The sequence below is a fragment of the Bacillus sp. AM1(2019) genome, assembly GCF_009906915.1.
In the GTDB taxonomy this organism is placed as follows: Bacteria; Bacillota; Bacilli; order Bacillales; family Bacillaceae; genus Bacillus; species Bacillus velezensis.
On record NZ_CP047644.1, the window covers coordinates 2,908,611 to 2,931,311 of the forward strand.

Consider the following 22,701-nt stretch of genomic DNA (forward strand, 5'->3'; position numbering starts at 1 on the left):
ATTATGAACAACGAGATAGCCCTCCAAGAAAATGAATTCTTGACAGCCTTACATTTATTTAATGCAAGGCCAGCGAATCACACCGATGGGATGTGATACACTTCGGCGACGCTCCCCTTTCAGCCTTTTTCGCAGAATCCATCATTCTCCAAAGGCTTACTATTGAAGTTCGCACCTCTATCTTCACCATATAACACGATCTTATGAAATTAGTTCACATTCTAGCAGATTTTTCAGAAAAGCACAATACTATTTTTTTAATTTTTCAAACAGCAGCTGGGCCGCCGCGGCCGGCACACCCGCTTTTTTGATATCGTCAAGGCTTGCTTCCTTCATCTTTTTGACAGATCCGAAATGTTTTAAGAGCATTTTTTTGCGTTTTTCGCCGATTCCGGGGATATCATCCAGAACGGATTGAAAGACGCTTTTTCCCCGGATCTGTCTGTGAAAGCTGATCGCAAAACGGTGAACTTCGTCCTGAATACGCTGAAGCAGGTAAAACTCTTGGCTGTTCCGCTCCAGAAACACCGGTTCAAGCGGGTCGCCGATCAAAAGGTTGGATGTTCGGTGTTTATCATCTTTCGCCAATCCCGCTACCGGGACATCAAGGCCGAGCTCATTCTCGAGCACATCGCGCGCCGCGTTAATCTGCCCTTTTCCGCCGTCAATGATGATTAAATCCGGCAGCGGAAGGTTTTCGCGGAGCACCCTCGTGTATCTTCTTCTGACGACTTCCCTCATTGAGCCGTAATCATCCGGCCCTGTTACGGTTTTAATTTTATATTTGCGGTATTCCTTTTTATTCGGTTTTCCGTCAATAAAGACAATCATGGCCGATACGGGGTTTGTGCCTTGAATATTGGAGTTGTCAAACGCTTCAATCCGGTGCGGCGTGTAAATATTCAGCGCTTCGCCGAGCCGTTCGGCTGCACCGATTGACCGTTCCTCATCCCGCTCGATTAACGAGAATTTTTCCCGCAGGGCGATTTTCGCATTTTTGTGCGCAAGCAAAAGCAGCTCTTTTTTCGGGCCTTTTTTCGGCTGATGCACGGCGGTTTCCAACAGCTCGCTGATCATGTCCCTGTCAACGCTGTCAGGCACCAGGATTTCCTTAGGCAGAAAGTGATTGTTTTTGGAATAGAACTGGCCGATGAAGGTCAGAAATTCTTCATCCGCTTCCTGATACATCGGAAACATGCTGACGTCGCGTTCGATCAGTTTTCCTTGGCGAATGAAAAAGACTTGGACGCACATCCAGCCTTTATCGTAGGCATATGCAAACACATCGCGGTCCAGAAGGTCATTCATGGTCATTTTTTGCTTCTCCATCGTCGATTCGATGTGAACAAGCTGGTCGCGGAATTCTTTAGCCCGTTCAAATTCAAGCTTTTCCGCCGCTTCTGCCATTTTCGCTTCGAGCTCTTTTTTGATTTCGTTATGCCCTCCCTTTAAAAAACGGGTGATGTCTTCAACAATCTCGCGGTTTGTTTCCTCAGATATATCCTTTACACATGGGGCGAGGCATTGTCCGAGATGATAATAGAGACAGACGCGGTCCGGAAGCTTTGAGCATTTCCTGAGCGGGTAAAGGCGGTCCAGCAGTTTTTTCGTTTCCCGCGCCGCCTGCACATTCGGATACGGGCCGAAATAGCGTCCTTTGTCTTTTTTGACATTCCGGGTGACAATCAGCCGCGGATGGCGTTCATGGGTGATTTTAATAAAGGGATAGGTTTTATCATCTTTCAGCATGACATTGTATTTCGGATCGTATTTTTTAATCAGATTCATTTCCAAAATAAGCGCTTCAAGATTGGAGGAAGTCACGATATATTCAAAGTCCTCAATCTCCGTCACAAGCCGTTGGGTTTTTGCGTCGTGAGAACCGGTGAAATAAGATCGCACCCTGTTTTTCAAGACTTTCGCTTTCCCCACGTAGATGACTGTTTTTTGACGGTCTTTCATTAAATAACAGCCCGGCTGATCGGGAAGGAGGGCCAGTTTTTCTTTCAGTTGTTTATTCATACGTTACCCTTCCTTACATTCATTTCTCGTGTCCATTCAGTGTATCACGAACATTTGTTTTTCTCCATTCTCAGCTTTTGGAAGATCAAAAAAGGCGATTCCCTTTCAAAGGAATCGCCCTGCCGTAACGGAAGCTTTCGGCTTACAGATGTTTGTTTACAAGCTCTTCAAGAGCTTCTTTCGGTTTGAAACCGACAGATGTTTCAACGACTTCTCCGTCTTTCAATACGAGAAGTGTCGGGATGCTCATGACGCCGTATTTACCGGCAGTTTCTTGGTTTTCATCTACGTCGATTTTGACGATTTTCAGTTTGTCTCCCATTTCTTGATCAAGCTCTTCAAGAACGGGCGCGATCATTTTACAAGGTCCGCACCAAGGAGCCCAGAAATCAGCCAATACGACACCTTCACTTGTTTCAGCTGAGAACGATTGATCAGTTGCTTTTACGATAGCCATTTTGTTATTCCTCCAATTGTCAAATGATGATTTTTAGTATAGCATCTCCCATTCGTTCATGCTAATTTAATGCTTATATTATTTTCTCCCGATCCCGCCGGAAATAATCTTATTTATACAGTGTATTATAACCGGGCGGCGGGCGTTCAAAACTTAAGATGGACCCGCAGGCAGCGTGATTAATACAATCGCCATCGGAGGAAGCTCCGCCTCAAGTTTTCCGCTCTTTTGAGTAAACCCGGAAAACGGCTTCGGTTTGACGTTTTCCGGACTGCTGAATGTATTATGGGCATTCATTTTTTCCGCGTGCAGAATCGTTCCCGAAGGCTTCCCTGTCTTTTTCATGCCCCGCAGTTCAATCTTCACATCAGCTTTTTGCAGATGATCGATATTGCAAATGCTGATATGTATGTCTCCGTTTTGCTGTTTGGACGCTGAAATGCTGACTTGCGGGAGCCGGCCGTCATTCCATTCGTACCCGGCTGCTTTTGTTTCTGTCGCCAAAAAAGAAGCGTCCTGATGCACTTTAAACATATCAAACACATGATACGTCGGCGTCAACAGCATTTCTTTCCCTTTTGTCAGGATCATTGCCTGAAGCACGTTGACGGTTTGCGCGATATTGGCCATCTGTACGCGGTCTGCGTGCTGATGAAAAATATGAAAATGCGTGGCGGCGACAAGGGCGTCGCGGATCGTATTCTGCTGATACAGAAAGCCCGGATTCGTGCCCGGCTCAGGATCAAGCCACGTGCCCCATTCATCAATGATCAGCCCGACTCTTTTTTCGGGATCGTACTGATCCATGATGGCACTGTGCCTTGTGATCAATTCATCCATATGCGCCGCTTTTTTCATCGTGGTGAACCATTCATCTTCCGTAAACTCCGTCGCTGATCCTTTCCCCTTCCAGAAGTCGCCCGGTATTGTGTAATAATGCAGGCTCAGCCCGTCCATGAGATCAGCGGCTTTTTTCATTAAAGTTTCAGTCCAGCGGTAATCGTCGACATTCGCGCCGCCGGCAATTTTATAGATTTCATTGCCGCTGTAATTACGGACATAGGTTTGAAAGTTTCTGTAAAGGTCGGCATAATAGTCAGGATGCATGTTTCCGCCGCAGCCCCAGTTCTCATTTCCTATTCCGAAATATTTCAGCTTCCACGGTTTTTCCCGCCCGTTTTCTTTTCTCCAGTCGGACATCGGCGTGCCCGCTTCAAACGTCATGTATTCAATCCAATCAGCCATTTCTTTAACCGTTCCGCTGCCGACGTTTCCGGCGATGTACGGTTCGCAGCCGAGCAGTTCACAAAGCATCATAAACTCGTGCGTGCCGAATTCATTGGAATCAATCGTCCCGCCCCAATGGGTATTCAGCATGGTTTTGCGTTTCCCTACGCCGTTTGCCCAATGGTATTCATCAGCAAAACAGCCGCCCGGCCATCTGAGGACGGGAATCTGAAGCTGTTTGAGGGCGGCGGCAACATCCGTCCTGACCCCGCCGGTATTCGGAATATCGGAATCTTTTCCGACCCAGATGCCCTCATATATGCCTCTTCCCAGGTGTTCCGCGAAATGTCCGTATATGTTTTTATTAATGGTTCCCCGTGTGATATCAGTTTGAATGACTGCCGTATTGTGAGACAAACTTGATCATTCCTTTCCCTTAATAAGAATGAAAGCACTACAGCCGATCTATGTATCTGGAATGCATGCTGAATGGATAAGTTTGTAAGCGCTTTACAAAAGCTTATTACATTGGTTCGTACATGTCAATCTATTGTTTTATTAATCTATAATTTGTACGAACCAATTAACACAAATCAAAACCCTCTGACAAATTAAGCCAGAGGGTTTTGATTATGAATGAATATTGGCATTTTTAAATTCCTGGGTCAGAAGCGGAACCACTTCGAACAAATCGCCGACAATTCCGTAGTCCGCTATTTTAAATATTTCCGCTTCCGGGTCTTTGTTAATGGCAACAATGACCTTACTGTTTGACATGCCCGCCAAGTGCTGAATCGCTCCGGAAATGCCGCAGGCGATATACAAATCCGGCGTGACGACTTTTCCCGTCTGGCCGATTTGAAGAGAATAATCGCAATAGTCCGCGTCACACGCGCCGCGTGAAGCGCCCACCGCTGCTCCGAGCACCTCGGCAAGTTCTTTTAACGGTTCAAACCCATCTTTGCTTTTTACACCGCGGCCGCCTGCTACGATAATTTTCGCTTCTGATAAATCCACGCCGTCCGCCGTTTTTTTGACTACTTCTTCAATGACTGTCCGCAAATCTGCCGGAGGCGCCGCAAGCTCTTCAATATCACCCGTCCGGTTCGCTTCTTTTTCTAATGCCTGAATATTATTCGGCCGAATTGTCGCCAAAATGAAAGGATCGGTTGAAATCACCTGTTCAAAGGCTTTTCCCGAATAAATCGGTCTTGTAAAAACGATGTTGTCTCCGGTAACGCTTACATCCGTGCTGTCTGAAATCAGCCCCGTTTCAAACCGGGCCGCAAGCTTAGGTGACAAATCTTTTCCCATAGAAGTGTGGCCGAAAATGACCGCATCAGGCTTTTCATTTTCGATCAAATCCCCGAGAACCGCGGCATATCCGTCCGCCGTATACTGAGAAAGCCCCGGCGCATCGGCCGTAAATACTTTGTCGGCGCCGTACTGAATGAGTTCTGATGCTGCATCAGCCGCGCCTTTTCCCATCAGCACGCCGATGACATCTCCTCCGCCGGAAATGGTTTTGCCTGCGGCTATAGCTTCAAAGGTGACGTTCCGTAAGGCGCCGTCACGAATTTCTCCGAGTACGATCACTTTTTTTCCCATTCTGACATCCCCCAGTTTCTTTAATATCGGTTTATACGACTTTGGCTTCTTTTCTCAGCAGTGACACAAGCTCTTTCGCCTGCTCAGCGGCTTCTCCTTCGATCAGTCTGCCCGCTTCTTTTTGCGGCGGCAGAAAACGTTCGATCGTTTTGAGCTTCGGTGCGGCATCATCTTCATCAATGTCGAGATCATCGAGCTCAAGTTCTTCCAGCGGTTTTTTCTTCGCCTTCATAATGCCCGGAAGCGACGGATAGCGCGGCTCGTTTAAACCTTGCTGTGCCGTGATGACTAAAGGAAGTGAGGTTTTAATGATTTCGGTATCCCCTTCGTTGTCTTTCTCTGCCCCAGCTTCATCGCCGCTGATTGTCAGTTTTGTAATCGTTGTGACGCAAGGAATGTTCAGCAGTTCGGCAAGCCTTGGAGCCACTTGGCCGGAACCGCCGTCAATCGCGACATTTCCTCCGAGAATCAGATCATATTCCCGATCCTTGAAATAATGATATAAGATAGTTGAAATGGAGTATTGGTCAGGATCGCTCAGATCATCTTCAATATTGATTAACACCGCCTGGTCACAGCCCATCGCAAGGGCGGTTCTCAGTTCTTTCTCCGCATCTTCTCCGCCGACGGTTACGGCGGTAACGGTTCCGCCGTGCTCTTCTTTCAGCTGAATGGCTTCTTCAATGGCGTATTCATCATACGGATTAATGATAAATTCGGCTCCGTCCTCCTGAATCTTTCCTGCTTCAATGACGATTTTCTCTTCTGTGTCAAACGTCCGTTTCATCAGTACAAATAGATTCATAATCTTATCCCCTTTATCTTCGCCCACCGAATTGAGGCTTTCTTTTTTCGAGAAATGCCTGAATGCCTTCTTTTGCGTCATCTGATGCAAATGCTTCCCCAAAGCGCTTTGCTTCAAGCTTTAAGCCGCCGTCATAAGAATAGATCTTGTTTGAATAAAGGAGCTCAAGCAGAGAAGCCATCGACTGCGGGCTTTTTTCCGCAAACTTGCCCGCGAGCGTTTTCGCTTTTTGCAGCAGCTCTTCCTCATGTTCGGCGCCTATCGTGACAAGGCCGAGGCTGAGCGCTTCTTCTCCGGTCACAGGTTCTGAAGTGCCGATCATTTCAAGCGCTTTCGCCGTACCGACGTACCGGGGAAGCCGCTGCGTCCCGGCAAAGCCCGGAATAATGCCGAGATTCAGCTCGGGCAGGCCGAGCTTTGCATCCAATGTAGCGATTCTGATATGGCAGGCCATGGCTAGCTCAAGACCGCCGCCGAACGCAGCGCCGTGAATCGCTGCGATAACGGGCTTCGGAAACCCTTCAATTCTTTCCATCAGCTGCTGGCCTTTATCCGCCATGGCAGAAGATTGCTCAAGATTTTCAAGCGACGTAAATTCCTTTATATCGGCGCCCGCCGAGAAAAATTTTCCCTCACCGCGAATAATGATACTTCTGACGCTGTCATCTGTTTCACACCGGTCGAACAGACCGGACAACTCATCTAAAACCGCACCGGACAGCGCGTTGGCCGGCTGATGATTAATGGTGATCACCGCAACAGATTGTTCTACCGCCATCGAAAGGCTGTTCATCCGTCAACCCCCTTTAGTTTTGATGAATCCCTGACACCAACAGCTCCAATACCTTGTCTGACAAATCCGGAAGATCATATTTCTGATCGTTCATCACCCATGTTGTCACTGTTTCATCTATCGTCCCGAATATCATCTGCCGGGCGAGGCGGACGTCGAGATTGTCTTTCCATTCCCCCGACTTGATTCCTTCGGTCAAAATGGTGTCCAGCATGTTTAAATAACCTTTTAAAATATCATTGATTTTCAGGCGCAGCTTGATATTCGACTGTCTGAGCTCAAGCTGGGTCACAATCGCGAGGTGGCGGTCATTGCCGAGCAGTGTGAAATGCTGCTTAATAACGAGGGCGAGTTTTTCTTTTGCCGTCGTTTTTTCTTTCACTTCTTCTTCCATGCGTTCAATGAACTGGCCCATCTTTTCTTTAAAAAGAGAAATGAGTATATCCTCTTTGTTTTTGAAATATAAATAGATGGTGCCGTCCGCAACGCCGGCCTGCTTGGCGATTTTGGACACCTGTGATTGGTGATAGCCGTTTTCCGCTATGACTTCTACTGCTGCATCAATAATCTGCATATACTTTGGCCGTTTTTGGTTCAATGTCATCGTTCCTTCCTCCGATAAATGAATGACTATTCATTCATAACTTCATGATAAAAAGGAATCCGGATTTTGTCAAGTTTTTCTTTTAAGGCACCTTGTTTTCACGGGAAGCATCTTCCTCTTCGACTAAACGCCTTCTTAATATTTTTCCGACGGCCGTTTTCGGAAGCTCTTTTCTGAATTCGTAAAGCTTCGGGACTTTGTACGGCGCAAGCCGCTCTCTTGCAAACGCATCAAGCTCATCGGCATCTGCCTCGGCGCCTTTTTTCAAAACGATAAATGCTTTCACCGTTTCCCCCCTGTAGGAATCAGGAACGCCCGCTACGACGATTTCCTGAACGGCTTCATGCTCATACAGCGCCTCTTCCACCTCCCGGGGGTAAATGTTGTATCCGCCGGCAATGATGATGTCTTTTTTCCTGTCGGCGATGTAGAAAAATCCTTCCTCATCCATATATCCCATATCTCCGGTAAACAGCCAGCCGTCTCTGATGACACGCGCCGTCTCCTCCTGCTTATCCCAGTATCCTTTCATGACCTGAGGACCTTTTACGATCAGCTCGCCGTGTTCATACGGCCCCGCAAGCCCGCCTTTTTCTTCTGAATAGATTCCGGCGTCGGTATTGGGCCAGGGACAGCCGATGCTGCCTGGTTTATTTTTTCCCCAAATGAAGTTTGAATGGGTAACCGGTGATGCTTCGGATAATCCGTAGCCTTCCACAAGCTTTCCTCCGGTCACTTTTTCAAATTTCTGTTTGACCTCAACCGGAAGCGCCGCTGAACCGCTCGGACAGCTTTCAATGGAGGACAAATCATACTTATTCAGCTCCGGGTGATGCAACAGCCCGATGTAAATCGTCGGCGCCCCTGGAAAAACCGTCGGCTTCAGCCTGTCGATTGTTTTCAGGGTATCCAAAGGATTGAATTTGGGAAGAAGGATCATTTCACATCCCTGCATAATGGAAAAATTGAGCACGGCGGTCAATCCGTACACATGAAAAAAAGGCACGATGCCGAGCACCTTTTCGGCTCCCTTTTTCATTTTGTACATCCAGGCGGCGCACATTTCTGTATTGGCCTGAATGTTCCGGTGTGTGAGCATGACGCCTTTCGGGTAGCCGGTTGTTCCGCCCGTGTATTGAAGCACGGCGATGTCATGCGCAGGGTCAATATCAAATGGCTCCGCTTCCTCCGCTCTTTCGTTTTTTAAAATATCCGCTAATTTGTGAATTTGTTCGCAGCCGTCATAATCAATATGCACCTGTTGTTTTTGCGTGAGCGTATACAGCATATTTTTCGGGAACGGCAAAAAGTCTTTTATACTCGTTGTAATAATGCGTTCGACGATTGATAACGTTTTCATTTTTATCACCTTCGGAAACAGCATATCGAGGGTGATGATCACGCGCGGCGCACTGTCTTTCAGCTGATACTCAAGCTCGTGTTCCGTGTAGAGAGGATTGGTCTGAACGACAATGCCGCCGGCAAACAATACGCCGTAAAAAGCGATGACCGACTGCGGACAATTGGGCAGCATAATGGCGGCTCTGTCACCTTTTTTCAGGCCTGTTTTGCGTAAAAAAGCGGCCAGCTTTAACGAATCTGTGAGAACGTCTTGGAATGTGAGTTTTTTTCCGAGAAAATAAATGGCGGTGTGGTTCGGGAATTGAGCTGCGGAGTTTGTCAGATTGGATGGCAGGGTTTGATCAGTAAATTCAAGCTCATGCGGAATCTCTTCGGGATATTGAGAAAGCCATGGCTTTTCAGACTGCATAATACCTCTCCCTTCTGTTTTCCTATACACTATTATTATAGCAGAAGGGTGATTGGAATTGGAAAGCGTTTCATGTGAAATTTCGAGTCTCAGGAGGTGTTGAGTTTGCTGGAAACGCTGCATTTTGAAGAGGGAGTTCCTATCCTGCGCCAGCTGCCTAAGCCGTTTACGTCGGCCGCCTTTTTGCTTCATCCCTTTGTCCTGATGTCTGATGGGTGGGAAGAGCAAAAGCGCAAACGGCCTTATGAACATATATATCCGAGTGATGAGGAGATCATCGCGATGGGCAGACCCGTTTCCTGGAAAACCGTCATGACCGTTTGCGGATTGCGTTCTGAAAAAGAGACGGCGCTTGCGCTTATGAGCGCTGTCACGGCACTGCGGGAGGAATATGCACTTCCTGAATCCGCCAGGCTGTTTAATCGGCTTCATCCCGATCTGTACTTGCCGAGCGATGATGTCACTTCACCATTTTTAATTCCGGGACTTTTGGATGTGTTCCGTTCAAAAGGCATAAAGCGCTGCACTTATTATGAGCCGGTCGAAGAGAAAGGCATATTTTCACTCAATCAAACGGCGGCTTCGGATGTATGCGGATTGCTGCGGGCTGACATGATCATTGCCGACGAAAAACGGCGCGCCGCTTTTATGAGCATATATGATTCTTTTACGACACTCTTTCTCATGGAAGATCAAGACATGCCGTCTGTCATCCGCGCCATGAATTGGGAAGCCGTCATTTGCTCTGATACGGCCTGCATAAACTGGTATTCTCAATAAAAAAGGCCGCCGATTCTAGTTCAGCAGCCTTTTTTCAGTATTAAGATGTCATGACCAGATAAATAAGTCCGATGAACAGAAAAATTCCCGCTGCCGACAGCAGCACTTTCGCAAGCTTCTCCATTTTTCCCCGTCCCCTTAAATCCCGGCGGCCACCACAAATGACAGGCCGACTGAGATGACAAATGAAATAAAGCCGACAGCTCTGTTATCTTTTTCAATTTCTTTATCAATTTTAAACCGGGGCGTCAGAAATTCAAAGATAAAATAGCTGATTAAAAGCATAATAAATCCGTATACGCCCCAGCCGATCATTTGCAAAAGCGAATTATGCTGGGCGATGCTGTGCTGAAAGACATTTGCGATACCGAGAATTTTCCCTCCGGTCGCCATTGCCACCGCAAGATTGCCTTTTTGGATTTCCACCCAGTTTTTATAGGATGTCACCAATTCAAACACGGTCAGAAAAATGACGAGACACAAGACGGCTACACTGTAATAAGCCGCGATTTCAACAAGCTCATTTTCCCAAAAAGCATTCATGACGTTTACTCCCTTTTTATTTTAGTTCGACAATCGTTACGCCTGATCCTCCTTCTCCCGCTTCCCCGAACCGCGAGCTTTTCACGCTGCGGTGGTTTTTCAGAAGATCCTGCACCCCTTTTCGGAGGGCGCCCGTGCCTTTTCCGTGAATGATGGACACTCTCGGATAGCCGGCAAGCACCGCGTCATCTAAATATTTTTCGACGCGGCTGAGGGCGTTTTCGTAACGCTCTCCCCTGAGGTCAAGTTCAAGGGATACGTGATAATCCTTCCCTTTTACGGCGGTGATTGCTTTTTCTTTTTTCGGTTCAGGAGCCGATTTGAGAAACTCAAGATCTTTTTCCTTCACCTTCATTTTAAGGATGCCGATTTGGACGTTCCATTCTTTCTCGCCGGTTTTTTCAAGCAGCGCCCCTTTTTGTCCGAATGTGAGCACCTTTACTTCGTCGCCCGGCTTGAGCTCGCGTTTTTTCTCTGTTTTTCTTTCCGGCTGCTTTGATTTTTCAAAAGCCGGCATCGCGTCTCCGAGACGTTTTTTGGCGTCAATCAGCTCGTGTTCCTTAAAGGATCTGTGTTCTTGCTTGATGGACCGGAGTTCGCGGATAATCTGTTCGGCTTCATTTGCGGCGGCTTCCAGTTTTTCCGCAGCTTTCTGCTCGGCTTCTTCCATCATTTTATCTTTTTGGGCGTTCAGCTCAATGATCTGCTGCTGAAGCTCTTTGTGCAGTTTTTCTGCTTCTTTTCTGATTGATTCGGTTTCAGAAAGCTCTTCATCCGCTCTTTTTTTGCTTTTTTCAAGCGATGCGATCATCAGATCGACTTCGTTATGTTCGGCGGTCATTTCTGACTTCGCCTGGCCGATGATATGCTCCGGAAGCCCAAGGCGTCTTGAGATTTCAAATGCGTTGCTTCGGCCCGGCACTCCGATCAGAAGCTTATAGGTAGGCGAAAGCGTTTCAATGTCAAATTCAACGCTGGCATTCATGACGCCTTGTCTGTTATATCCGTATGCTTTCAGTTCCGGATAATGGGTTGTCGCAAGCACTCTGGCGTTTGTCCGGTGAACTTCGTCAAGGATGCTCATGGCAAGCGCCGCCCCTTCCTGCGGATCTGTTCCGGCACCGAGTTCATCAAACAGCACAAGACTGTTTTCAGACACGTCTTTTAAAATATTGACGATATTGACCATGTGGGATGAGAACGTACTCAGACTTTGTTCGATCGACTGTTCATCGCCGATATCGGCAAACACATTGTCAAATACGGCTGCTTCCGATCCCTCATCAGCCGGTATGTGCAATCCTGCCTGCGCCATTATCGTCAGCAGCCCGAGTGTTTTTAACGTAACGGTTTTACCGCCCGTATTCGGTCCCGTGATAACGATCGTTGAATAATCTCCGCCCAGTTCAATATCGTTGGCCACGACTTGATCTTGGGGCAGCAGCGGATGGCGCGCTTTTTTCAGCCGGATAAAGCCGTCTCCGTTCATAAGTGGTTTTGTCGCCTTCATCGCTTTTGCGTATCTCGCTTTGGCGAAAATGAAATCCAGTGTCTGCAGCACTTCCACATTTTGAGCGATTTCTTGTGTGTGTTCAGCCGTATGCTCCGTCAGCATTCGAAGAATCCGTTCGATTTCCTGTTTTTCTTTTACTTTCGCCTGCTGAAGCGAGTTGTTCATATCTACGATCGCCTGCGGTTCAATAAACAGTGTCGCACCGGATGAAGATGTATCGTGGACAATTCCGCCGTAGCTTGATCTGTATTCCTGTTTGACCGGGATGACAAAGCGGTCATTCCGAATCGTAACGATGGTGTCAGACAGCATTTTAGAAGCGGAAGATGAACGCAGCATCGATTCAAGCCGGTCTCTGACTCTTGATTCAAGCGTCCTGAGCTGCGTGCGGATTCCCCTTAAAGCGGGTGACGCATGATCAAGCACTTCACCATGGTCATCAATGCAGGAGTTAATCTCCCTTTCCAAATCGCCTAATGTAATCAGCTCTTCTGCATGGGCCTGTATCAGCGGAATGCCGACGCCGTCTTCTGTCATTTGGCTGATAAAATGCTTCATTTGTTTAACGGCATACAGCAGCCCGGACAATTCGGTGAATTCCGCCGGTGTCAGCACACTGCCGATTTCCGCCCGCCGTAAAGCGGATCTTATGTCGGTCAGTCCGCCGAACGGAGCATGGCCTCTCAAGCGCATGACCGCGGATGCTTCTTCAACTTCATCCAGCTGTTTTTGGATGTCTGAGAGATCCGTCAAAGGTTTCAGCTGCAGAAGCTTCTCCCGGCCGAGCGATGAGACGGCATGTGCGGTAATCTGTTCTTTTACTTTATGAAATTCAAGTGATGATAACACTTTTTGCTGCACGGTTTTGTGATCCTCCTTACTTAATCATTGCGCGTCAGAAATGCTTTGACCTCGTGTAGCGGCCGGGCGTTTAACACATGTTTTGTCTCCGTCCAGCCTTTGCGCGCAGCGGTCACGCCCGTTTTCATATCATCGAGCATCTCGATATTATGGGCATCGGTATTAATGACCAAAGTCACACCTTTTTCATTTGCTTTGATCAGATGCTCAGTCCGCAAATCGAGGCGCGCGGGGTTTGCATTCAGTTCAAGCGCCGTATTTGTTTTGGCGGCGAGTTCAATCAGCATGTCGATGTCGACTTCATAGCCGGCCCGTCTGCCGATCAGGCGTCCCGTCGGGTGGGCGATAATGTCCACGTGCTTATTCGTCAGCGCCTGTTCAAGCCGTTTCATAATGACATGCTCCGGCTGGCTGAAGCTTGAATGAATAGATGCGATGACAAGATCCATTTCAGACAGAACACTGTCATCATAATCAAGCGAACCGTCGGGGAGAATGTCCATTTCTACGCCTTTAAAAATATGAAAATTTTCAAATTCAGCATTTAACGCGTCAATTTCTTCCGCCTGTTTTTTGAGCCGTTCGGCCGTTAACCCGTTGGCTACCTTTAAATATTGGGAATGGTCGGTGATCGCCATGTACTGATAGCCTTTTGCCATACATGCTTCTGCCATTTCCCTGATGGAAAAAGCGCCGTCACTCCAGGCTGAGTGCATGTGGAGATCGCCTTTTATCGCTTTATGCTCCACAAGGTCCGTTTCTTCCCGGTACGTGTCGACCTCCTGCCCGCTTTCTCTGAGCTCAGGAGGAATAAACGGCAGACCGAAGTGGGCGTAAAACGCTTCTTCGCTCGGGAATGTTTTGACGTCTCCCGTTCCTATAGTTTCTACTCCGTATTCACTGATCCGTTCACCGCGCTCTTTCGCCAGCTGGCGCATTTTAATGTTGTGATCTTTAGAACCGGTAAAATGATGCAGTGTGGTGGCAAACTGTTCCTCTGTCACAAGCCGGAAATCCACACTCGTCTCATATTCAAAGGTCAGGATGACTGATACTTTTGTATCCCCGCTCGCTATCACGTCTTTTACGTTCGGGAGAGAAAGAAGCTGTTCTCTGACAGCCTCCGGATGATCTGTAGCGATAATGTAATCCAGATCTTTTACGGTTTCCCGCGCTCTTCTGAGACTGCCGGCCCGGGAATATTTCTGAATATCCGTCAGCCGGGCCAAATGTTCTTCAATTACTGAAGCAATGCTGAGCGCATAGCCGATCGGAAACCGTTCCGGCTGTTTTCCGGCTTCTCCGAGAGCCTGGAGGATTTTCTCCTCCGTTTTTTTGCCGAAACCGGCGAGCCCCTGAACTTTTTGCTGCTCGCACGCTTCTTTCAGCGATTCCGCGTCATGAACGCCCAGTTCCTGATACAGCTTGGCGATTTTTTTGCCGCCGAGGCCCGGAAGCTTCAAAAGAGGAACCAAGCCTTCCGGAACTTCTTTCTGCAATTGGAGAAGCGTGCCGGACACACCTTCCTGCATATATTCACGAATGACGCCGTAGGTGCCTTTTCCGATTCCGGATAAAGACATCATGTCGTCGATTTCCGACAGGCTGCGGTCATCCTGCTCAAGCGCCGCTGCCGCTTTTCGGAAGGCTGATATTTTAAACGGGTTGTCCCCTTTCAGTTCCATATAGACCGCAATCGTTTCAAGCAGCCTGATGATATCTTTTTTATGCATACTGTTAACCCCCAGTCGTTTCCTGCTTTTCATCATACAAATTTTTCTCCTCCGGCACAACTGACGCAGAGCTTGAAAAAAACTTCTCCGGTCAAGAGAAGTTTTTTATGCCCCGTACTGGGCCCACAGTTCTTGCAGGAGCCCTGACAGATACGGCGTATGATGTGTGATGATATTTGCAAGCGTCGATTGTGCGAGCATATCCTGAAGCGCGCTTACCGGCAGTACGGATGCGACGTATAACAGGATAAACGCAAATAAATAGACTTCCAGAAACCCAAGCACCCCGCCCAGCAGTTTGTTGATCTGTTTAATGACCGGAATGCTGGCGATGATATTAAGCGCCGCTCCGATAATCCGGAGCAGAATCTTTGCGATGATAAACAAAATGACAAACGCGATCGCGTTGTAATAAGCCGTCTCTACGTTTCCTTTAATAAAAGACAGAGCCGCCTGCCCGCCGGAAAAATCAGGCGCGGGTATAAAGCTCAGATGCGGGGCCAGATTTTTGTAAAAAAGCGCCGCAAACGCAATCGAGAGGATGAAACTCGTTAAATATATAAATTGGAGGATAAATCCTCTTTTTAATCCAAGCAATGTGCCCATTAAGAGCAAAACTAAGATGATGATATCTATCATATGGTGTTCATTCCTTTTCTTTAAGCTGCCGCTCCAGTATTTCATATTTTTCTTGCAGTTTCATATAATCATGCACGACATTGACCGCAGTCAATACAGCGAGCTTATTTATATCAAGATATGGATTTTTCTCGTTGATTTCTCTCATTTTATCATCAACCACTCCGGCCACATGGCGCATGTGCGCTTTGCTTTCTTCCCCGATAATGGTGAAGTGCTGGCCGTAAATGTTTACTGTCGTTTTGGTTTTTTTGCCGTCAGACAACGTTTCTCCTCCATTCCGCGAGAATCCTAGTTCCTATCATACCACGATTATCGTTTGAATGGAAAGACGAGCCTCGGGCTGTTATGATACACTGGTATATACAGTGAAAAGTGCCAAAAAAGGAGATTATATCGTGTCCCATTCTGTTATAAAAGTATCCGCTTCCGCTATGGAACAAATGAAACAATCCTATGCCGGCTCCCTTACTCCCGCCGTTCCGCAGGGCGCCGTCTTCCAGGCCAAGCCTCCGGGCTGTACCATTACAGCCTACCGCTCGGGCAAGGTTCTCTTTCAAGGAAAAAACGCCGGCACAGAAGCGGCCCGCTGGGGAACGGCTGAGACGCCGAAAGCAAAGAAAACCGTCAAAAAAGCGGCCGACCCGCTTTACGCTCCCCCGGCGGGCATTGCCTCCATGTCAGTGATCGGCTCTGATGAAGTCGGAACAGGCGATTACTTCGGGCCGATAACGGTTGCCTGCGCCTACGCCGACAAAACAAAGCTCTCTTTAATGAGAGAACTCGGTGTGAAGGATTCGAAGGATTTAAAAGATCCGCAGATTATTGAAATCGCCAAACTGTTAATTAAAACCATTCCTTACAGCCTGCTTGTGTTAAAAAACGAAAAATACAATCAGATGCAGGAAAAAGGCATGAGCCAAGGAAAAATGAAGGCGCTCCTTCATAATCAGGCGATTTCCAATCTGCTGAGAAAAATGAACGGCGTTAAACCGGAAGCGATTCTGATTGACCAATTCGCAGAGCCCGGCATTTATTTTAAGCATCTTTCCGGACGGGATATCGTAAAAGAAAAAACGTTTTTCAGCACGAAAGCGGAAAGCATACATCTTTCCGTCGCCGCAGCCTCTATCATTGCGCGATATTCTTTCTTAATTGAAATGGATAAGCTTTCGCGTGAGGCTGGGATGACGATTCCAAAAGGCGCGGGGCCGCACGTCGATGAAGCTGCCGCCAAGCTGATCATCAATAAGGGAGAAGGTGCGCTCAGAACGTTCACCAAACTTCATTTTGCCAATACGCAAAAAGCGAAACGCCTTGTTGAACGGAAGCGGTCATAGTAAAAAAGCTTGCAGAGTGGGGACTGACCCCTGTTTTTGAGACAGGGATCAAAACACCTTCATACAGCCAATTGCCGATATTGTATCGGCGATTGGCTGTTTAGTTTCGTTTGAATACGAATATTGTTATAATAATGAATGTATTCTATGGCAGTGCGTTCTACGATGGTCGTCGTAGTTCGATCAATGCTGTTAAGATAGAACGTTTCAGACTTTAGTGAGGAATGAAACGATTCGATGGAGGCATTATCAGCGGGCGTCCCTTTGCGGGACATGCTCATGGTAATGCCTTTTGTTTTAACAGCTTTCTGATACTCATAAGATGTATAAACAGAACCTTGGTCACTATGTAACACGCAGTTCTCTGGCAGTGCGGGCAGCTGATCAAGTGTGTGTAAGACAAAGTCTGTGTCCTGTCTATCGCCAATTGTAAAAGCAATCACTTCTCCATTGTATAAATCCAATATACTGGAAAGATACAATTGTTTCTGCCCATAAGGCAAATATGTGATATCCGTTACTAGCTTTTCCAGAGGGCGTTCAGACTGAAAGTTTCGATCCAATATATTCTCGGCCACGGCATATGGCTGCCCATCTTTCTTGCGCTTTTTCACCTTAACCCGGCATTGCCACTGATTCTTCTGCATAATGCGCTGAACCGTTTTATGATTCACACGCATTCCCTTTTTTAATATGGCTGTGATTTTCCGATAGCCATATCGAAACTTGTGTTCTCGGCACAACGTGCCGATTTGTTTTTCTAAATGGTATTTAGGGTTATCTTTCATCAGATTCTTCTTCCAACGATAATAAGATGCTCGTGAGATACCTAAATGAATACAGATATCCTGTATGGTCATTGTGCCGCGCAATGCTTCTACAAGCTCGACTGGCGTTTCGCTATCAGCTTCCTTTCCAATTCGTTGCACTTTTTTAAAACTTCATTCTGTTGTCTCAGATAACGATTTTCTGCCTGCAGTTTCTCTAATTCGGAAGAATACTCCGGGCCTTTTCCGTAAGTGTATTGCTTTCCGACAGGCTGTTCGAATCGATGTGTATCCCCAGTCTTATGCCATCTAACCCATGTCTGAACCTGTGTCTTATTCTTAATATTCAATTCCTGCATGATCTCTTTCATAGGCACGCCTGCCAATCTCATTTCTACAGCCTTCTGTTTCACTTCAACCGGATAACTCACTCTTGTCCCCATAGAAAAAACACCTCCAAGTCTAATTTCGGCTAACAATCATCCGTTTTCAAACTTGAAGGTGTTTTTTGTTTGTCTCATCTTATGGGGTCAGTCCCAGTGATCTGCAAGCTTTTTCTTTATCCTCTTAATACGGCCTGATACGTTTCTTCCAGCGCTTTCAGCACGTTTTCATGTACTTTTGTCACTTCTTCTTCTGTCAATGTTTGTTCAGGGTTAACATATTGGAGCGAGAAGGCGACGGATTTTTTGCCTTCTTCCATATGCTCACCTTCGTACACATCAAATACGGTGACTTCTTTCAGCAGCGCGCCGCCGGCTTCTTTGATAACGGCTTCGAGCTGTCCGCTTGTAACGGTTTTATCTGCCACAAGCGCAATGTCGCGCGTGACGGACGGGTACTTCGGAATCGGCGTATACACGACAGGTTCTGTTTCCTCGGTCAGAAGCGCGTGCAGATCAAGCTCGAACACATACGTTTCTTTGATATCCAGCTCTTTTTCCATTGCCGGATGCACCTGGCCGATAAATCCGGCAAGCGAACCGTTCAATAGAATGTTTGCCGTCCGGCCGGGATGCATGTTTTTGCGTTCTGACTGGACAAATTCAACCCGGTCTGACACATTCAATTGATGCAGCAGGCCTTCAACGATTCCTTTGGCGACGAAGAAATCAACCGGCTTTTTCTCACCCTGCCATAAATTTTTGCGCCACAATCCGGTTACAGCTCCGGCAACCCGTTCTTTTTCAACCGGTTTTGTGTTTTCTTCTTTCGTCAGAAATACAGAACCCGTTTCATATAAAGCAACGGAATCAGTCTGTCTGGCCAGATTGTATGAAACGGCTTCAAGAAGATTCGGCACGAGGCTGTGTCTGAGAATGCTTCTTTCTTCGCTCATCGGCAGAGCAAGCATCGTGTTGAATGATTTTTCGATCGCAAAAGCGGCCGCTTTTTTATCATTCGTTAATGAATAAGTGGTCGCTTGTGAAAGACCCGCTCCTTCAAGGAAACGTCTCACTTTCCGGCGTTTTGCCTGGTACGGTGTCAAGCCGCCTGTCGTGCCGGCCGTTTCCGGAAGCGTGGACGGAATATTGTCATACCCGTACAATCTCGCCGCTTCTTCAATCAGGTCTTCTTCTATTCTAATATCTCCGCGGCGCGACGGGACCGTTACGACGAGAACGTCTTCAGCTTCACCGACTGCAAACCCGAGGCGCTTGTAAATGCTGATGATTTCTTCTTTAGCGATTGTCATGCCGAGCACGGCGTTCACTTTTTCAACAGACACGTGAATATTGTTTGCTTCGATTTTCAGATGGTTTTCTTCAACCGTGCCTGAGAGCACTTCTCCGCCGGCATATGCCTGAATGAGACTGCAGGCCCGTTCAGCCGCCAGCAGAACGCGTGCCGGATCAATGCCTTTTTCATATCTGGCGCTCGCTTCGCTTCTCAGCCCGAGGTCTCTCGACGCTTTGCGGACGGTCTGTCCGTCGAAATAAGCGGCTTCCAGTAAAATCGCAGTGGTGTCTTCACGGACTTCAGACTCAGCTCCGCCCATGACTCCCGCAACGGCTTGCGCTTTTTTTCCGTTTGTGATGACCAAATGGCTGCTTGACAGCTTGCGCTCTTGTTCATCCAGCGTCACGATGGTTTCATTTTCCGCCGCTTTTCTGACGACGACCTCTTTTGAACCGAACCGGTCGTAATCGAAAGCGTGAAGCGGCTGTCCGTACTCAAGGAGGACGAAGTTTGTAATGTCCACGACGTTATTATGCGGGCGGATGCCTGCATTCATCAGCTTCGTCTGCATCCAAAGCGGTGACGGGCCGATTTTGACGTTTTTAATGATTTTTGCGGCATAATGCGGATTGGCCTGCGTATCTTCAACCTTAACGGAAACAGCATCCGCCGCTTTTTCTGCCGCTTTTTCATATGAAGCCTCCGGAAGTTTTACCTCTGCGCCGAGGATAGCCGCAACTTCATAAGCCACGCCAAGCATGTTCATCGCGTCGGCGCGGTTCGGCGTTAAGCCCAATTCTAAAATCGCATCATCAAGCTGAAGGGCCGCCATTGCGTCAGCTCCCGTTTCAGCATCATTCGGAAAAACGAAAATGCCTTCCGCATATTCTTTCGCCACGAGCTTGCTTTCAATGCCGAGCTCCTGAAGGGAACAGATCATGCCGTGAGACGCTTCGCCGCGCAGCTTGGCTTTTTTAATTTTGAAATTGCCGGGAAGCACGGATCCGACCGTTGCAACGGCAACCTTCTGTCCTTTATCAACATTAGGGGCGCCGCAGATAATCTGCACGGGTTCCTCCGCACCGATATCAACAAGGCATTTGTTGAGTTTGTCGGCATTCGGGTGCTGTTCGCGCTCAAGCACGTGTCCGATGACAACGCCTTTTACGCCCTCCCCTTTATACTCGATACCCTCAACTTCAATACCGGCTCTCGTAATTTTTTCTGCAAGCACGGCCGGGTCGATTCCCTGCAAGTCAACGTAATCTTCTAACCATTTATAAGAAACAAACATGTGTATCCTCCTCTTACGCCTGTTTAAACTGCGAAATGAATCTGACATCATTGGTATAGAAATGGCGGATATCTTCAATGCCGTATTTCAGCATCGCGATACGTTCCACACCCATTCCGAAAGCAAAACCCTGGTATTCCTCAGGATTGAACCCGGCCATCTTCAGCACGTTCGGGTGAACCATGCCGGCGCCGAGAATTTCGATCCAGCCTGTTTTTTTGCAGACGGAGCAGCCTTGTCCGCCGCACTTAAAGCAGGTCACATCCACCTCGACAGAAGGCTCTGTGAATGGGAAAAAGCTCGGACGGAGCCTGATTTCACGATCTTGGCCGAACATTTTTTTGGCGACCAATTCAAGCGTGCCTTTCAGGTCGCTCATGCTGATTTTGCGGTCGACGACGAGACCCTCAATCTGCATGAACTGATGGGAATGTGTCGCGTCATCGTTGTCGCGGCGATACACTTTACCGGGACAAATGATTTTGACGGGGCCTTTTCCTTTATGCTTTTCCATCGTGCGCGTCTGCACCGGTGACGTCTGCGTTCTCATCAGCATTTCTTCTGTAATGTAAAAGCTGTCCTGCATGTCGCGGGCCGGATGTTCCTTCGGCAGGTTCAGCGCCTCAAAGTTGTAATAATCCGTTTCCACTTCAGGGCCTTCTTCGACGGTATATCCCATTCCGATAAATAAATCTTCAATTTCTTCAATAACGACCGTCAGCGGATGGCGTCCGCCGATGTTTACCTGACTGCCCGGCAATGTGACGTCAATCGTCTGGCTGCTGAGTTTTTTATTCATCTCTTCTTGTTCAAGCTGTTCATTTTTCGCCGTAATGGCTGCTGCAATGCGCTCTCTCACTTCATTGGCGAGCGCTCCCATTTTCGGGCGCTCTTCGGCGGACAGTTTGCCCATGCCGCGGAGAACTTCTGTAATCGGCCCTTTTTTTCCGAGATATTGCACCCGAATGTCGTTAACTTCTTTTAATGAACCCGCCGCTTCTACTTTTTCTGCAGCTTCCAGTTCGAGCTGTTTAAGCTTCTCTTCCATCATGCATCCTCCTTTTATGTAAACCAAACCGTTCTATGCCTTTTTCAGAAAACAAAAAAACCCGCCCCTTGAGAGAAGGGACGAGTTGTGGCCGCGGTACCACCCTTTTTAAGGCAGACTTCATCTGCCGACAGCTTCATTGACATAACGGAAACGATCGTTCCGGTTCACCTTTACGCGCGTTTGGCACGGTCCCGGTGACAACTCGAGAGGTGAAAATCAATTTTTGTGCTGCGATAAAAATGCTCTCAGTCAGCGGCATTTTCTCCCTGGAAGGCAGTGTGTGCAAAAATTGACGTCCTCTGTCACGGTTTTTACATTATTGCTATCTATTATAGTGAAATCCAAGGCTTTTCGCAACCTATCCTCTGAGATGATAAACGAGGATGGCGGCCGCTACCGCCACATTCAGCGATTCCGCCTGTCCGTACAGCGGAACGTACAGGTTGAGATCGGTTTTTTGCAGAAGGCCTGCGTCCACTCCCGCCCCCTCGTTCCCGACGATTAACGCGAACGATTCTTCAGGCTTCACGCTTTGATAAGCCGCCCCGTTTTCAAGCGCCGTGCCGTAGATCGCGACGCCTTGTGATTTTAGCTCAGCGGTGAACTCATCAAGCGGACGTTTCAAAATGGGAATATGAAAATGAGATCCTTGTGCTGAACGCAGCGTTTTTCCATTGTACGGGTCTGCTGTTCCCTCACCAAGGACAACGGCGTCGATCCCCGCTGCATCTGCCGTTCTGATCATTGTTCCTAAATTCCCCGGGTCCTGCACGGCATCAATCAGAAGCAGCCGTTTCAGCTGATCAGGCCGCTTATCCGGCATATGGCAGACCGCGGCAATCCGCTGCGGCGTTTCTGTTTCCGTCACGGCTGAAAACGCGTCTTCGCTCAGCACGTAGCACGGGATGCTCATGTCCAGATCGGCCGGGATGGCGCTCTCATCGTTTACGAGAATTTCTTTTACCGTTCCCTTTGATTTGAGCGCTTCTTCTGCCAGATGCTCTCCTTCTATCAGAAATGTATTCGTTTTAAGTCTCTCTTTTTTTGTGTGAAGTTTTTTCCAGTCCTTCACTTTTTGGTTTTTTGCAGAGTCGATTCGTTTCACTTTATGTCTGTGCTCTCCTTTTTTCATGCATGTTGTTATTATATCTTAAGAACAGCACATAATAAACCGCGTGCGCGGTAAGAATATGCGTATCACATTCAGAAAAAG

Annotated in this window: 19 protein-coding genes and 1 riboswitch; of the genes, 2 read left to right on the top strand and 17 right to left on the bottom strand. The window is 47.7% G+C overall.

Annotated features, from left to right (window positions below):
• Positions 1-8: 8 nt before the first annotated feature.
• Positions 9-188, bottom strand: a riboswitch (Lysine riboswitch).
• 61 nt (positions 189-249) lie between these two features.
• The 8 genes from uvrC to GNE05_RS14350 all read right to left on the bottom strand — a co-directional run bounded on the left by uvrC (position 250) and on the right by GNE05_RS14350 (position 9,287).
• Positions 250-2,022, bottom strand: coding sequence for an excinuclease ABC subunit UvrC (gene uvrC / locus GNE05_RS14315; protein ID WP_017418307.1), 1,773 nt, complete (start codon positions 2,020-2,022; stop codon positions 250-252).
• Positions 2,023-2,164: 142 nt separating this feature from the next.
• The gene (trxA, locus tag GNE05_RS14320; protein WP_003152560.1) at positions 2,165-2,479 is read right to left on the bottom strand and encodes a thioredoxin; all 315 of its coding nucleotides are present in this window, start codon (positions 2,477-2,479) and stop codon (positions 2,165-2,167) included.
• A gap of 153 nt (positions 2,480-2,632) precedes the next feature.
• Positions 2,633-4,123: an alpha-N-arabinofuranosidase gene (locus GNE05_RS14325; RefSeq protein ID WP_014418579.1), complete on the bottom strand. Its 1,491-nt coding sequence runs from the start codon at positions 4,121-4,123 to the stop codon at positions 2,633-2,635.
• A gap of 213 nt (positions 4,124-4,336) precedes the next feature.
• Positions 4,337-5,314, bottom strand: coding sequence for an electron transfer flavoprotein subunit alpha/FixB family protein (locus GNE05_RS14330; RefSeq protein WP_014418580.1), 978 nt, complete (start codon positions 5,312-5,314; stop codon positions 4,337-4,339).
• A 31-nt stretch (positions 5,315-5,345) separates the two neighbouring features.
• Positions 5,346-6,119: an electron transfer flavoprotein subunit beta/FixA family protein gene (locus GNE05_RS14335; RefSeq protein ID WP_071181917.1), complete on the bottom strand. Its 774-nt coding sequence runs from the start codon at positions 6,117-6,119 to the stop codon at positions 5,346-5,348.
• A 13-nt stretch (positions 6,120-6,132) separates the two neighbouring features.
• Entirely contained in the window at positions 6,133-6,912 is a 780-nt protein-coding gene (locus GNE05_RS14340; RefSeq protein WP_014418582.1) for an enoyl-CoA hydratase, read from the bottom strand.
• 13 nt (positions 6,913-6,925) lie between these two features.
• Positions 6,926-7,510 (bottom strand): fatty acid metabolism transcriptional regulator FadR, encoded by a 585-nt coding sequence (locus GNE05_RS14345; protein ID WP_007408119.1) that lies wholly within the window; start codon positions 7,508-7,510, stop codon positions 6,926-6,928.
• A gap of 88 nt (positions 7,511-7,598) precedes the next feature.
• Positions 7,599-9,287: an AMP-binding protein gene (locus GNE05_RS14350; RefSeq protein ID WP_160182905.1), complete on the bottom strand. Its 1,689-nt coding sequence runs from the start codon at positions 9,285-9,287 to the stop codon at positions 7,599-7,601.
• Positions 9,288-9,392: 105 nt separating this feature from the next.
• Between GNE05_RS14350 and GNE05_RS14355 the strand changes: the two genes are divergently transcribed.
• Positions 9,393-10,067 carry a DUF2711 family protein gene (locus GNE05_RS14355; protein ID WP_021494412.1) on the top strand — a complete coding sequence of 225 codons (675 nt, stop codon included), beginning with the start codon at positions 9,393-9,395 and terminating at the stop codon, positions 10,065-10,067.
• A gap of 138 nt (positions 10,068-10,205) precedes the next feature.
• On the opposite strand, the gene GNE05_RS14360 is transcribed toward GNE05_RS14355, so the two are convergent.
• The 5 genes from GNE05_RS14360 to zapA form a co-directional block, all read right to left on the bottom strand.
• Positions 10,206-10,610, bottom strand: a complete 405-nt coding sequence (locus tag GNE05_RS14360; RefSeq protein ID WP_003152541.1) for a DUF350 domain-containing protein — start codon at positions 10,608-10,610, stop codon at positions 10,206-10,208.
• A gap of 16 nt (positions 10,611-10,626) precedes the next feature.
• Entirely contained in the window at positions 10,627-12,984 is a 2,358-nt protein-coding gene (locus tag GNE05_RS14365) for an endonuclease MutS2 (RefSeq protein ID WP_065181013.1), read from the bottom strand.
• Positions 12,985-13,004: 20 nt separating this feature from the next.
• Positions 13,005-14,717: a DNA polymerase/3'-5' exonuclease PolX gene (polX, locus tag GNE05_RS14370; RefSeq protein ID WP_160182906.1), complete on the bottom strand. Its 1,713-nt coding sequence runs from the start codon at positions 14,715-14,717 to the stop codon at positions 13,005-13,007.
• A 105-nt stretch (positions 14,718-14,822) separates the two neighbouring features.
• The gene (locus tag GNE05_RS14375) at positions 14,823-15,356 is read right to left on the bottom strand and encodes a CvpA family protein (RefSeq protein ID WP_007612958.1); all 534 of its coding nucleotides are present in this window, start codon (positions 15,354-15,356) and stop codon (positions 14,823-14,825) included.
• 7 nt (positions 15,357-15,363) lie between these two features.
• Complete coding sequence (gene zapA / locus GNE05_RS14380; RefSeq protein ID WP_007408114.1) at positions 15,364-15,621, bottom strand: cell division protein ZapA; 258 nt, start codon at positions 15,619-15,621, stop codon at positions 15,364-15,366.
• A 133-nt stretch (positions 15,622-15,754) separates the two neighbouring features.
• Here zapA and rnhC point away from each other — a divergent pair, with 133 nt between their 5' ends.
• Positions 15,755-16,696, top strand: coding sequence for a ribonuclease HIII (gene rnhC, locus GNE05_RS14385; RefSeq protein ID WP_053573141.1), 942 nt, complete (start codon positions 15,755-15,757; stop codon positions 16,694-16,696).
• A 59-nt stretch (positions 16,697-16,755) separates the two neighbouring features.
• Here rnhC and GNE05_RS14390 read toward each other — a convergent pair.
• From GNE05_RS14390 to GNE05_RS14405, 4 genes are all read right to left on the bottom strand, one after another.
• Positions 16,756-17,906 (bottom strand): IS3 family transposase gene (locus GNE05_RS14390; protein WP_099721935.1). Its coding sequence is split into 2 segments (ribosomal slippage): positions 16,756-17,633 and positions 17,633-17,906, totalling 1,152 coding nucleotides; the frame shifts between segments, so codons are not numbered across the junction.
• Positions 17,907-18,022: 116 nt separating this feature from the next.
• Complete coding sequence (gene pheT, locus GNE05_RS14395; protein WP_053573140.1) at positions 18,023-20,437, bottom strand: phenylalanine--tRNA ligase subunit beta; 2,415 nt, start codon at positions 20,435-20,437, stop codon at positions 18,023-18,025.
• Positions 20,438-20,450: 13 nt separating this feature from the next.
• Positions 20,451-21,485, bottom strand: a complete 1,035-nt coding sequence (gene pheS / locus GNE05_RS14400) for a phenylalanine--tRNA ligase subunit alpha (protein WP_003152530.1) — start codon at positions 21,483-21,485, stop codon at positions 20,451-20,453.
• Between the two features lie 361 nt (positions 21,486-21,846).
• A complete protein-coding gene (locus GNE05_RS14405; RefSeq protein WP_003152529.1) occupies positions 21,847-22,593 on the bottom strand; it encodes a TrmH family RNA methyltransferase in 747 nt (248 codons plus the stop codon).
• Between the last annotated feature and the right edge of the window lie 108 nt (positions 22,594-22,701).

Bases quoted from the DNA above. Each gene is read 5' to 3' on its own strand.
- GNE05_RS14330 (WP_014418580.1), bottom strand. From the start codon at position 5,314: ATGGGAAAAAAAGTGATCGTACTCGGAGAAATTCGTGACGGCGCCTTA.
- pheT (WP_053573140.1), bottom strand. From the start codon at position 20,437: ATGTTTGTTTCTTATAAATGGTTAGAAGATTACGTTGACTTGCAGGGA.
- GNE05_RS14360 (WP_003152541.1), bottom strand. From the start codon at position 10,610: ATGAATGCTTTTTGGGAAAATGAGCTTGTTGAAATCGCGGCTTATTAC.
- pheS (WP_003152530.1), bottom strand. From the start codon at position 21,485: ATGGAAGAGAAGCTTAAACAGCTCGAACTGGAAGCTGCAGAAAAAGTA.
- polX (WP_160182906.1), bottom strand. From the start codon at position 14,717: ATGCATAAAAAAGATATCATCAGGCTGCTTGAAACGATTGCGGTCTAT.
- GNE05_RS14340 (WP_014418582.1), bottom strand. From the start codon at position 6,912: ATGAACAGCCTTTCGATGGCGGTAGAACAATCTGTTGCGGTGATCACC.
- trxA (WP_003152560.1), bottom strand. From the start codon at position 2,479: ATGGCTATCGTAAAAGCAACTGATCAATCGTTCTCAGCTGAAACAAGT.
- GNE05_RS14335 (WP_071181917.1), bottom strand. From the start codon at position 6,119: ATGAATCTATTTGTACTGATGAAACGGACGTTTGACACAGAAGAGAAA.
- GNE05_RS14350 (WP_160182905.1), bottom strand. From the start codon at position 9,287: ATGCAGTCTGAAAAGCCATGGCTTTCTCAATATCCCGAAGAGATTCCG.
- GNE05_RS14375 (WP_007612958.1), bottom strand. From the start codon at position 15,356: ATGATAGATATCATCATCTTAGTTTTGCTCTTAATGGGCACATTGCTT.
- uvrC (WP_017418307.1), bottom strand. From the start codon at position 2,022: ATGAATAAACAACTGAAAGAAAAACTGGCCCTCCTTCCCGATCAGCCG.